Below are 12,439 nucleotides of genomic sequence, written 5' to 3'. Positions count from 1 at the left end.
TTCCTTATTTATTAAAAATCAAGAATGTAACAACATCACCAAATGCCAAGTAAAAAAGCACCAGTATTGACAGGGTAAATATTACCCTTTGCGCCAAATTTAGGCTTTGGATGACTGTGCGTTTTTTGCTCAAATCACACGATTCACCAAGGCAATGCTTTGCACTACCTTGGTGGAATACATTATATACTTTACATCCTATACAAATACCGAATACTGCCTCAAAAAACAATAATCCCAAACACAATGCACAGGTGAGAATGTTGATTGGCCCACGCACATCGTTGAGCACCACCAAATAAAACATGACCAATGCCAAGAAAAATCCAAACGCCCAAGCCCAGCGTTTTTGTGGTGCGCCGACATATTCAGGGGTTTGATTATTCACCATCCAACGCCCTACAACCATTGAGGGTGCATATTTTGGATTGACAAAGATACGAATAAAAAAGTCCAACAAAAAAACCGATACCATTAACTTAGTCGGCTCATTATTGTCAGTTAAAAAACCATTCATAAAGGCGATAAAGGCAAATAAAAATACGATTCCAGCGGCAGCTCGGACTTCTCGTTCGTTAAAAATAAGAATATCATAACCTGCAACTTTTTCACCAAATCCGAACATATTTTATTGTTGATTGAATTATCTCTAATTGTACACAAATGTACAAAAAAAGGCATTTTTTTTAAACTACTTTCCCTGCTGCCCAGCCTGATGACCAAGCCCATTGAAAATTATAACCCCCAAGCCAGCCTGTTACATCAACGGTTTCACCGATAAAATACAAGCCTTTTTGTTGGGTGGATTCCATGGTTTTAGATGACAATTCTTGTGTATTTACACCACCTACACAAACCTCAGCTGTGCGCATACCTTCGGTGCCACTTGGCATTAGCGCCCAGTGGTTAAGCTTACTTCCTAAGGCAATCAAATCGTCTTTTTTGATTTGCTTTAATGCCTTATCTGATAAATTCTTATCCGTTAATGTGTCTGCCAAACGAATGGCTAAGCGCTTTGGAAAATAGATGCTCAAAATAGTTTTTAATTCAGACTTAGGGTGTTTATCACGCATTGTTAACAACCAATCACTTACCTCAAAATCAGGCAATAAATCAATGCTAATTGCGTCGCCTTGTCGCCAATAGGAAGAAATCTGCAACACTGCTGGACCACTAATACCTCGATGTGTAATCAACACACCTTCTCGAAAACTTTGATTATTACAACGCACAAGCGCATCAACTACCAGCCCTGACAAACCCTTAAAATAGCGCTCAATATCTTTCTGTGAAAAGGTTAAAGGCACTAAAGCGGGTTTAAAGGGAATGGATTTAATGCCAAATTGTTTGGCAATTTGCAAACCAAAATCAGTCGCACCCATTTTGGGGATTGATGCCCCACCCGTTGCAATCACCAATGAATCTGCTTGAAAATCCCCTTGATTGCTAATAAGCCTGTAACCCTCTTGAAAATCAATCTTTTCAACACTGGTATTAAGCCGAATATCTACTTGCTGGCACTCCTCTAACAGCATATTTAATACTGCACTTGATTTTTCATCACAAAACAACTGCCCCAATGTTTTCTCAGTCCAATGTAGATTTGCATTTTCTAACAGCGTAATAAAATCCCATTGCGTATAACGCGATAATGCTGATTTGCAAAAATGTGGATTACGAGAAATATACGCCTCAGGCTCAATATACAAGTTAGTGAAATTACATCTACCGCCACCTGAAATTAAAATCTTTTTACCTGCTTTTTCTGCTTTATCCAAAAGTAAAACCTTGCGCCCTCGCCTTGACGCTTGGGCTGCACACATTAGCCCTGCCGCACCTGCACCAATAATAATCACATCATATAGCTTCAAAGTATTGATTTAATGGTCTCAACAATAGGCTTTGCATCCCATTCTAAAGCGCCTAAATAAGCATACCGAATAACGCCATTTTTATCCAGCAAGAAATTTGACGGAAATGCATACACCCCCCAATCTTTAATAGCCTTGCCTTGAGTATCCATCATAATGGGAAAATCAAATTTAACTTTTTGCATAAACGCTTTGATTTGCTTATGAGACTCACCGATATTAACGGTAATAACAACAAAACCTCGGTCTTTTAATTTTTGCTGTAATCGTATTAAAGAAGGGATTTCTTTCACGCAAGGCTTACACCAGCTTGCCCAAAAATTAACCAACAGCGCCTTGCCCTTAAAATTGTTAATATTCATTTGCTTACCTTGATAAGTATTCAATGCAAGTGCTATATTTTGTTTACTTGTATATGGCTTTAATTCAGGTGCATTAAATGAAATTGTGCGTTTGGCTTTAATACTATTTTTCACTTTTAATACGCTGGGTATTTGCACTGTGGACATTAGGTCAACTGCCATTAAATAAATATCACTTAAGCTTGATTTTGCCTTAATGTCCTGTTTAGTCAGGTCTTTATCGTCCCGCATATGAAACCCACCATGCACATCTCGCAAGCGATGTATAAATACAGAACTGCCTCCTATTTTTAAGTTTTGGGCGATTTCATCTGCTCGAAAATATTTGGTGCCGTATTGTGGCAACAACACATATATTGGCAGATTGCTGGCTTTGGCAATATCAACATAGTTAGCTTTTGAGCCCAAAGCTGGACTGCCAGAAATGAGATGTGGAGAATGCAAAATATGACCTTTTAAATAATCAGCATCTGGATTTGTTAATTGCCATTGGTGTGCCGCCTTTAATGCAAGTTGTGCTCCTCTGCCTGAAGCGACAAAAAATAGTGTTTTAAAACCTTTTGTTTGAGAAATATCAATCAATTCTACCAAATCATCAATATTGAATCTATTAATACTACTACGATGTTTTGGTGCCATATAACTTGAATGCAAATCAACTGCCCACACACTTTTTTCAAAAAAAGACAGTTGCTGCGCCGTTGCCACATAGCCCTTGCCAAGACCCCGCTCCGATGGAAGATACAAAAATAAAATCTCATCATCTGCCGCATACGCATCGATACTAATTGTGTTGCCTGAGGTTAATTCTATTTCTAATGCTTCGCCCGCATACACAAATGCAGGCAATAAAAACAGCAAAAGAGTTAGCAACTTCATTAATACATTTCCAATAAATAAAACAACATTGTGCCTTCAGATGAGCGTGCTGGGCCAGCTACTTTGGCGGCATAATATTTATTATCGGGGTCAGATTGTGCAATGGCTGTGTCTAAGTCTTTAACAACTTCTACGCTGGCTGCAGGCACACGGTCGCGTTTAATACGAGGAATCCGCACCACAGCAAACTGCTCCTTGGCAAAACTTGCCCTAGGGTGTGGGTCTAGCGAATAGCCATTAACCATCAGATAAGATGTTAGAGCCACATACTTGGTTTGCTGGCACAGCGACATGGATTTTTTTAGGTAGCGATAACACCATCGCATTGACACGCCCAACAAACTCGTCTTTATCAACACCACCGCCAATCATTTCATTGAATTGTTTTTCTTCCCAAATAGTACTTACCGTTCTGCCGCCATAATCATGAGCGGGATAAACCAAAACCTTATCGGCTAGGGTGAATATTTTTTGAATAGAATTAAATAATTTTTCTGCCGAGCCACCCTGAAAATCACACCGACCGCAGCTCCTAATCAACAAAGCATCTCCAGTAAAAATCCTGTCTTCGCACACAAACGACATACAACCACTGGTATGCCCCGGAGTTTCGATTGCGTTTATGCTATATGTCCCAAATTGTAAGCGCTCACCATCTTTGATTAAAATATCCGCACAAGCCATTGAGTTAGCTGCACCAAGCACAATCTTGGCATTCTTAAACTTCTGCTTTAAAGGGCAAGAACTGGTGATATGGTCGGCGTGTACATGGGTTTCGATGATGTATTTTAAATCTAAACCCAGCTCCTCAATCAAGCCAATATCTCGCTGCTGAGTCTCATCAACTGCATCAATAATTACTGCCTCTTTGGTGTCTGAATCTGCCAACAGATAAGTATAAGTTGAACTTTCTTTTTCAAATAAAGGACGAAAAATAAGACTCATAATAACCTCTTTTTAAAATTAAATAATTTAATGTGAGACCTTTGCATAAATATGGATGATTAACAGAATTCAATTTTTGTCAACTTGGTAAAAAATGGATTTTTGATGATTATTCATATTTATGCAAAGGTCTCAATGTATGTTAATCGTTTTAAACTGCCCATTAACAATTAATTTTTCTTTATAAGCACCCTCAACTTCACCCACCACATTAAACTCAATATTACTGGCGCCGACATAATCAATTTGCTTGCCTTGAGCCAACAAAGACAAGCCTTTGGCTAATTCGCCCGCATAAATTTTTTCACCCGGTGCATTGGCAACCTTCATTACTTGCGCTTTTAATGCTATTCTATCAGTAGAATTAGCAGCCTGAGCCGAGAGCACAATCAGTGCCATCGCATCATAAGATTCACCCAAATAAGGTCCGCCTATTTTGATGTTATTGGCTTTGGCAATTTTCTGCCATTTTTCATCAGCAATACCACCATTGCTGGGAATAGTGCCCCATGAGCCATTTAATTCTGCACCCAATTTAGTAAGGCTGTCACTAAACATTCCATCAGCGAAAATAAAACTATCAAATGCACCTGTGTCTAACGAAGCCTGAACAATCCCTTTGCCGCCTTGATCCACATAACCAAACACAGCCAGTACCGATGCACCTGAAGCCGAGAGAGCGGCCACTTCAGCAGAATAATCTGCTTTACCATCTTCGTGTGCCGCACTAATGCTGATTGTGCCGCCCAATTTTTCATAAGCCGCAACAAAAGTATTCGACAGCCCTTTGCCGTAATCGTTATTGGTGTAAGTCAATGCCACCGTTTTTACCCCTTTCTGAATGGCAATATTGGCAATCACCTGCCCCTGTCTCGCATCAGATGACACCGTTCTAAAGAAAAAACCTCGGTCTTCAATAGTGGACAAAGCTGGCGAGGTTGCAGAAGGGGAAATAGTAACTACCCCATTAGGAACAGTAACATTATTAACCACAGCAGTAGTAGCGCCTGAACAATTTGGTCCCATGATGGCAATGACTTTTTTGCTATTAATCAGCCGCTCTGCCTCTGCAACGGCAACATCAGCCTCAATACAACGAGAATCAGCACGCGCAATGTTAATCAAAGTGCCGCCTAAAAATTTACCAGAATCCGAGGCCTCTCTAGCAGCAACATCTGCAGAAGCAGACATATGTACAATCAAAGATTCAAGCGGCCCTGTAAGCGCTTGCAAACTGCCAATACTCACAGATTTTGCATCGACCAATGTCGTCAAACTCAAACTTGCCACAAATACCGCTCCTAATAGTTTATTGATTTTCATTGCTGTTCTCTTTTATGTAAAAACAAAATCATATTATAACCACTAATCATTATCACCACGCCCCTACACGACAATAAAACACCTCATGACCTTGTTGCTCTTTTTCACACCCTTGTGGAAAACTTGTAAAAATATGGTGCAAAGGGTTTTTATAATTTTTTGTCTTTTTCGGGCAGAATGCCGCCAGGAGCGAATCTTAGTACCAGCAGCATAATCAGCCCCATAAAGATATATCTGAGAAAGTGCGCTCGCTCTTGCAAAAAGGCAGAAACGCCATTATCAGCGCCAGCAAAATTTTGCACCGTTTCTGCCAACCAAAGCCCCATTGGAGTGGATTCTACCCAAAAAAACCAAATAAAAAAAGCACCGATAACTGAACCAAAATTGTTACCTGAGCCACCGACAATAACCATCACCCAAATTAAAAAAGTGAAGCGTAGAGATTGATAAGAATTAGGGGTAAATTGCCCCGTATAAGTTACCAACAAAGCCCCTGCAATACCGACAATGGCAGAACCAATGATAAAAATTTGCAGGTGCTGGCGTTTGACATTTTTGCCCATAGCACTGGCGGCAGTTTCGTTGTCCCTAATGGCACGCACCTTTCTACCCCAAGGGGAATCAAACGCCAGATTTGCCATTACTATCAGTGCAACCAGAATCGCCAAAAACAAACCAGAGTAACATAATTTGACAAATACCACAGAATATTCTCTAAGCAGTATACCCAGTGCTTTGGTTTTTTCCACCTCGGTTAAAAGGCTTAAACTGGATTGATTAAACCATACAACCATCTCTTCAAACCAAGGGGATTGTTGCAAATCAATCTCTAACGGCACGGGTCTTGGCAGTCCTGTTACATTTTTAACGCCTCGTGCTATCCAATCCTCATTTTTGATAATATAAAGCACAATTTCAGCAATACCGAACGAGGCAATCGCTAAATAATCTGAACGCAAGCCCAAGGTTATTTTCCCAATCAACCACGCCGCACCTGCTGCCAGTAAGCCACCTGCCAACCAAGCCAACGGTACAGGCAAACCCAACCCCCCTAAATATCCCGTTTTAGAGGGATTAACTGCTTCTATGGCTTGCGCTGCATCAACATAGAAATAACGCATAGAAAAATACCCTGCCACTAGACTCAATACCACCCAGCCTTTATTGTATTTATGTTTAGACAAATACACGCTCAGCACAATACTCAGCAGCAGTAAACACAAGGCAAACAGTATTTTCATACCGCCCGCACTCACTGCCATAGGGACGCTGGGTGCAGAGATTAAAACCACGCTTAACCCACCCAAAGCGGCAAACCCCATAATACCGATATTAAAAAGCCCCGCATAGCCCCATTGAATATTAACGCCTAATGCCATAATGGCAGAGATTAAACACAAATTAAAAATACTTAATGCCAGCACCCAAGATTGATTAACACCCACAAAAGCCAACAAAAAAACCATTACCAAAATGCTAATCGTTTGCCGGTGTGATTGCCAAATATGACTCAGATTATTCACAATACTTTGCCCTTAAAAATTCCCGTAGGCTTGACCAACAAAACGATAATCAAAATCACAAAGGAAACAGCGTATTTGTATTCTGTGCCAATTAATTGCAATAATGAATCTGGCTCTAACGCAGTTGGTAGTAAATAAATAAAGAACTTTTTGTAGGCGTAAGTGAGCAACATTTCAGAAAAAGAAATCACAAATGCGCCTACGATTGCACCTAAAGGGGAGCCAATACCGCCGACAATAACCGAGGCAAAGATGGGTAACAGCAACAAATGATATTGAAAGGGAGAAAAACCTTTGTCAAGACCAAACAAAACCCCAGCGATGGTGGTCAATATTGCCACCAATAGCCAAGTGGTACGCACTACTTTATCAGGATTTATGCCAGAAAGCAGTGCCAAATCTTCATTGTCAGAAAAAGCACGCATTGCTTTACCAATTTTGGTTTTTTGTAAAAAATAAAACACCAGCCCAACCGCCAATAATGCCAATAAAATGGTGGTTAATTGTGAGGTTTTAAGCGCCAAACCCTCGGATAACCCACTAAATGCTTTGAACTCTCTAGCCGTCCAAATAAAGCGCGCACCGTCAGCAAAAATCTGCTGCTCTGGCCCCATGATAAGCTGCACCAAGCCCCCCATAATAAACATTACCCCAATAGAAACCATAACAACAGTGATGGATTTGGCGTTGTTAATGCGATAATAACGATACACCCAGCGCTCGGTTAACAACAAGCAAATAGTAGTGATAACAATCGCCAAAGGCACAACCAATAATGCAGTTGGAAAACCGCTAATAGTCCAGCCCTGAGATTGAAAAAATCCCGTTAATAAAATTGTCATTGCCGTGCCAAATGCCATATTGTTGGCTTGGGAAAAATTAGCAAATCGTAGAATTGAATATACCAGTGTAACTGCCAAAGCGCCTAATGCCAGCTGCGCACCATAAGTGAGTGCAGGCAATAAGACAAAATTACTCAGCAAAATAAAGGCATTTAAGACATCGTCAAAACTTGGCATCTTATCCCCCTAAAAAATCTCTTCTAACTTCGTCGTCATTAAGTAGCGCTTTGCCTGTGCCTGTATGTGCATTTTTACCTGCAACCAAGACAAAACCTTTGTCAGCAATGCTCAAAGCCTGTTGTGTATTTTGTTCGACCATCAATACGGCTTTGTTTGCTTCTTTTAAGGCCAAAATATTGGCAAAAATCTCATCTATTACAATGGGTGAAACGCCTGCTGTAGGCTCGTCTAACAACAAAACTGTTGGCTGAGTCATCATTGCGCGACCAAAGGCGACTTGCTGTCTTTGCCCGCCTGAAAGCTGTCCCGCTAACTGCTGGCGTTTTTCAAAAAGAATGGGAAACAAAGTATAAACCTCATCTAGCGTTGCTTGACAATCATCATGACGCAAAAACGCACCCATTTCCAGATTTTCTGCAACGCTCATAGTCGGAAAAATATTGTTATTTTGTGGCACAAAAGCCAATCCAAGGCCAATTCTTTGCTGTGTTGATAAGGTACTAATATCCTTGCCATCAAGCAAAACCTCGCCTTCACTGATAGGCAACAACCCTAAAAGCACCTTCATCACAGTGGATTTTCCTGCACCATTTGGGCCAACAATGACTGCCAATTCTCCCCGATTAACCCCCACCGAGCACCCTCGTAAAATCGGCACAGTGCCATAAGTAGCAAATAAATTTTTACCCGTTAGATAAGTCATTTTTGGTATGGACCTTTGCCCATATATACATCAATAACTGCCTCATTATTTTTAATTTCAGTGGCAGTGCCTACAGTCAAGATTTTGCCCTTTGCTAAAACCACCACAGGATTACACATGCGAGAAATAAACTCCATATTATGCTCAATCATACAAAAAGTATAACCTTTATCTTCATTGAGTTTTAAAATAGCAGTACCGATTTGTTTAAGTAAGGTGCGATTAACGCCAGCGCCAACTTCGTCTAATAAAACTACTTTTGCATCTACCATCATGGTTCGTGCCAATTCTAATAGTTTTTTTTGTCCACCTGAAAGATTGCCCGCTTTTTCATTTTTTAAAGACGAAATTTGTAAAAAATCCAGCACCTCTTCGGCTTTTTCTTGGTTGTTTTTTTCCTCTACCGCAATCGCCTTACGCTTAAACCAAGTATTGCTCAAACACTCGCCCAACTGATTACTTGGCACCATCATCAAATTTTCTAAAACACTCAATGTAGGAAATTCATGTGCAATTTGAAAGGTCCGTAATATGCCTTTATGAAAACGCTGATCAGCACTCAATGCGCTAATATCCTCGCCAGCAAATATAATGTTACCCTGTGTCGGCGGATACAAGCCCGCAATCAAATTAAACAACACACTTTTACCTGCACCATTTGGACCTACCAACCCCGTAATTGAACCTTGCTCAATCGTCAGATTAACCCCGTCAACTGCACGAATACCGCCAAAATGTTTAGACAAATTGGCAATTTCAATCACGGCAAGGTCTTTACATAAATCATATTTATGTAGGGGCCTTACGGCAAGACTTTCTTAAACGGCTTAACCACAACACTGGCATACACACCAGATTCCAAATAAGGGTCTGCATCTGCCCAAGCCTGCGCATCTTCAAGGCAATCAAACTCTGCCACCACCAGCGATCCAGTAAACCCCGCCGCACCCGGCTCATTATTGTCAATCGCAGGATGTGGGCCTGCCAAAATCAAACGCCCTTCATTTTTTAAATGGTTTAAGCGCTCAATATGCGCTGGACGCACTGACATTCTTTTCTCTAATGAATGCTTGACATCTTGTGAAATAATCGCATACAACATCATTTATTTATCCCAATTACGCTGATTAAATAACGCCAATAATCCAAACACACAGCTCCCTAATATATCAAGCAACATATCCTTTTGCGCATCCCAAACATCGCCTTGCGAGCCTAAAAAAGCCGCACCCGATTCTCCGCCCTCGGTAACAGCATAAACCATCTCAATAATTTCATAACTTGCTGCCCAAAAACCCAAAACAAACACACCTAACAACCATGCCATTAAGCGACTATTTACCCATTTTTTACACACACTTAGTTCAACCACAGAATAGGCAAAAACACCAACCAAAAAATGCCCCAAGCGGTCAAAATTATTACGCCCTTCGGGGAGAATAAAATCAAAATTCAATTTGGATAGTAACTGATTACCCCAATCAAAAGGCACCAATTCAAAAGTAAAATACCCGCCAATAGTGTGATAACACAAGAACGAAGCCATTAATAAATAAGCAAAATTTGAAAATTTAAAACGAGGATAAGTCAACAGCAAAATACCAACCACAATCAAAATGGGGATATTTTCTGCCCACCAAGTCGCCCTATCGTACGGGTTGATTGCCAATACAGTAAATAAAAGCGTATAAATTCCCAGTAAAACAAGTGGCATTTTGTGTGAATGTGACTGCATATTTAAGATACCTCCAACACATCTTGCATAGAATACAAACCAGCAGACTTGCCTTTTAACCAATTTGCCGCACGCACTGCGCCATTTGCAAAGGTCATTCTTGATGAGGCTTTGTGGGTGATTTCCACCCGCTCACCCTCCATAAAGAAACTCACCGTATGCTCACCGACCACATCGCCACCACGAATAGTAGAAAAGCCAATCGTTTCTCTATCCCGTGGCTTTTCAATACCCTCACGGCCATAAACTGCACATTTAGATAAGTCCCTGCCCAAAGCATTTGCCACCACTTCGCCCATTTTAAGGGCTGTACCACTGGGCGCATCAACTTTATGACGATGATGCGCCTCTACAATTTCAATATCCGCATCGCTACCAATAACACGAGCCGCCATATCTAATAATTTAAGCGATAAATTCACACCAATACTCATATTCGGTGCAAATACCACCGGAATTTGCTTAGCAACATTATTAATAACCGCTAAACGAGCATCGTCAAAACCAGTTGTACCAATGACAACTGCCTTATTTGCAGACACACAAATAGCCAGATAATCAAGTGTCGCTGCTGGGCGGGTAAAATCAATCAGCACATCAAACCGCCCTAATACAGCACCTAAATCGTCGCCTTTATCCAAAGCAATGCCCAATTCAACGCCATCACTTTGATTAATAGACTCAATAATCGTTTGCCCCATTCGCCCTGATGCACCAGTTACTGCAATTTTTATCATTTTTTAAATTCCTTTAAATTAAGTTACAATCATACAATGAAAATTTCTTATCGTAGGTAAGTATTGCAAGAAAGGTTTTTATTTAATTTACTGACCCCTTGATTTCAACTTGAATAAGGGTAATCTTGAGGATGTTTGGGTTTACAAATCTCATTTGTTTAATCCTGAAACCAAACAATGCTGGATTGATTAAACACCCCGACTATTCGACCAAATAAATCAAAGTATCGCACTACGCTTAACCCTTGATGCAACGAATACTCATGCCAGTGGCACGACCATCATCGTAGAGCTTGGCATACCCACTGCCAAAAGCCAAAAGACTACTAAACACATCGGAATCAGTATTACGTGACCAGTAGAGACCATAAATACCAACATATTCGATCTTACCATTTTCACTATGGCGATAGCCAGCAACTGGCAACTTAAGGAAGCTAGAGAGGGCGGTGGCGCTGTTAGTAATTTTTGTGGTAGTCGCAAAGATGGTATCAGAAGTCATTTCTGCACTTGTTGGCACACTAAAACCTGCTGGACAGATATCATTCGCTCCATTGTTCGCCCAGGCACTGGTTCTGCTTGCACCTGATGAATCTATGCTAGCCCAATCATTAGGATTAGCAGAATCTATAATAAATAGTGGTGTGCCCGCATCAGTAATACTACTGGCTAGTGTCGTTGATGTGCTGGCTTTTGTCCTATCTTCATGTCCATCATTATTTCGTCCCCATTGATACAAATCACCATAACTTGCCGCATCACTACTGGAGGTGGCTACTTGGGTAGAGCCGAGGTTTCTATCTAACCAAACCTTTCCTGTATCAGGAGAGAGTATGGTTTTATAGGTTAAACCTTTAAATGTAATTGTTTCTGATACAAAGGGTCCCGTATCAGAAACATCTGTTACAGTAACCGTGGTAGCTTGGTTGTCTTTTCTGTAATGGCTTTGGGGTTGATTCCAGTTGTATTCGGCACTAAGACCTAGGTAGGATTGTTTATTAAACTGATTAACATCGCCAGCAGAGGCGACATTAAGGGTTAGGGTTAAAGCGCTAAAGGTTAAAAAGCGCTTAAGCTTGTTTAGTACGCTAAAGTGTCCTTCTACAATATGGGTAATTAGGTTGGCGGCATTGTTGTATGCTGTGCAGGTATTTTTTATTAGTGTTTTCATCTTGATACATCCTTAATCTTAAAAGTTTTTTATCATACAGTGAGACCTTTGCATAAATATGAATAATCATCAAAAATCCACTTTTCACCCGCTTGGCAATTTTTTTAAACCCAGCCTTAGTCCTGCTAGGACAAGGTTTAAGAAAATCACCAATCTGGCAAAAATTGA

Annotated in this window: 14 protein-coding genes; all 14 read right to left on the bottom strand. The window is 40.6% G+C overall.

From position 1 onward, the window contains the following. Positions 1 to 4: 4 nt before the first annotated feature. Positions 5 to 625, bottom strand: a complete 621-nt coding sequence (locus tag CRYPD_RS01670; RefSeq protein ID WP_138145840.1) for a DUF4395 domain-containing protein — start codon at positions 623 to 625, stop codon at positions 5 to 7. 61 nt (positions 626 to 686) lie between these two features. Continuing rightward, on the bottom strand, positions 687 to 1,871 hold the full coding sequence (locus tag CRYPD_RS01665) for a BaiN/RdsA family NAD(P)/FAD-dependent oxidoreductase (protein ID WP_138145839.1): 1,185 nt from the start codon (positions 1,869 to 1,871) through the stop codon (positions 687 to 689). Continuing rightward, positions 1,868 to 3,112: a TlpA disulfide reductase family protein gene (locus tag CRYPD_RS01660; RefSeq protein ID WP_138145838.1), complete on the bottom strand. Its 1,245-nt coding sequence runs from the start codon at positions 3,110 to 3,112 to the stop codon at positions 1,868 to 1,870. The genes CRYPD_RS01665 and CRYPD_RS01660 overlap by 4 nt, the downstream gene beginning before the upstream one ends. Then, positions 3,112 to 3,357 carry a hypothetical protein gene (locus tag CRYPD_RS01655; RefSeq protein WP_138145836.1) on the bottom strand — a complete coding sequence of 82 codons (246 nt, stop codon included), beginning with the start codon at positions 3,355 to 3,357 and terminating at the stop codon, positions 3,112 to 3,114. The genes CRYPD_RS01660 and CRYPD_RS01655 overlap by 1 nt, the downstream gene beginning before the upstream one ends. Continuing rightward, positions 3,350 to 4,057 carry an MBL fold metallo-hydrolase gene (locus tag CRYPD_RS01650; RefSeq protein ID WP_138145834.1) on the bottom strand — a complete coding sequence of 236 codons (708 nt, stop codon included), beginning with the start codon at positions 4,055 to 4,057 and terminating at the stop codon, positions 3,350 to 3,352. The genes CRYPD_RS01655 and CRYPD_RS01650 overlap by 8 nt, the downstream gene beginning before the upstream one ends. Before the next feature lie 132 nt (positions 4,058 to 4,189). Beyond that, a complete protein-coding gene (locus CRYPD_RS01645) occupies positions 4,190 to 5,380 on the bottom strand; it encodes an ABC transporter substrate-binding protein (RefSeq protein WP_138145832.1) in 1,191 nt (396 codons plus the stop codon). Between the two features lie 149 nt (positions 5,381 to 5,529). Continuing rightward, positions 5,530 to 6,903 (bottom strand): branched-chain amino acid ABC transporter permease, encoded by a 1,374-nt coding sequence (locus tag CRYPD_RS01640; protein WP_138145830.1) that lies wholly within the window; start codon positions 6,901 to 6,903, stop codon positions 5,530 to 5,532. After that, positions 6,900 to 7,922 (bottom strand): branched-chain amino acid ABC transporter permease, encoded by a 1,023-nt coding sequence (locus CRYPD_RS01635; RefSeq protein ID WP_138145829.1) that lies wholly within the window; start codon positions 7,920 to 7,922, stop codon positions 6,900 to 6,902. Before CRYPD_RS01635 ends, CRYPD_RS01640 begins: the two co-directional genes overlap by 4 nt. 1 nt (position 7,923) lies before the next feature. After that, positions 7,924 to 8,628, bottom strand: coding sequence for an ABC transporter ATP-binding protein (locus tag CRYPD_RS01630; protein WP_138145828.1), 705 nt, complete (start codon positions 8,626 to 8,628; stop codon positions 7,924 to 7,926). Further along, entirely contained in the window at positions 8,625 to 9,392 is a 768-nt protein-coding gene (locus CRYPD_RS01625) for an ABC transporter ATP-binding protein (protein WP_138145827.1), read from the bottom strand. The genes CRYPD_RS01630 and CRYPD_RS01625 overlap by 4 nt, the downstream gene beginning before the upstream one ends. Before the next feature lie 38 nt (positions 9,393 to 9,430). Further along, complete coding sequence (locus CRYPD_RS01620) at positions 9,431 to 9,730, bottom strand: YciI family protein (protein WP_138145865.1); 300 nt, start codon at positions 9,728 to 9,730, stop codon at positions 9,431 to 9,433. Between the two features lie 3 nt (positions 9,731 to 9,733). Then, a complete protein-coding gene (locus CRYPD_RS01615) occupies positions 9,734 to 10,363 on the bottom strand; it encodes a DUF2238 domain-containing protein (RefSeq protein ID WP_171004274.1) in 630 nt (209 codons plus the stop codon). A gap of 2 nt (positions 10,364 to 10,365) precedes the next feature. Further along, positions 10,366 to 11,100, bottom strand: coding sequence for a 4-hydroxy-tetrahydrodipicolinate reductase (dapB, locus tag CRYPD_RS01610; protein WP_138145826.1), 735 nt, complete (start codon positions 11,098 to 11,100; stop codon positions 10,366 to 10,368). A gap of 238 nt (positions 11,101 to 11,338) precedes the next feature. Further along, the gene (locus CRYPD_RS01605; RefSeq protein ID WP_138145825.1) at positions 11,339 to 12,271 is read right to left on the bottom strand and encodes a fibrobacter succinogenes major paralogous domain-containing protein; all 933 of its coding nucleotides are present in this window, start codon (positions 12,269 to 12,271) and stop codon (positions 11,339 to 11,341) included. Between the last annotated feature and the right edge of the window lie 168 nt (positions 12,272 to 12,439).

Origin of the sequence: Bathymodiolus heckerae thiotrophic gill symbiont, from assembly GCF_900180345.1 — a bacterium.
Lineage (GTDB): Bacteria > Pseudomonadota > Gammaproteobacteria > PS1 > Pseudothioglobaceae > Thiodubiliella.
The sequence above is the reverse complement of the archived record's forward strand: the minus strand, read 5'-3'. Positions and strand labels throughout refer to the sequence as shown.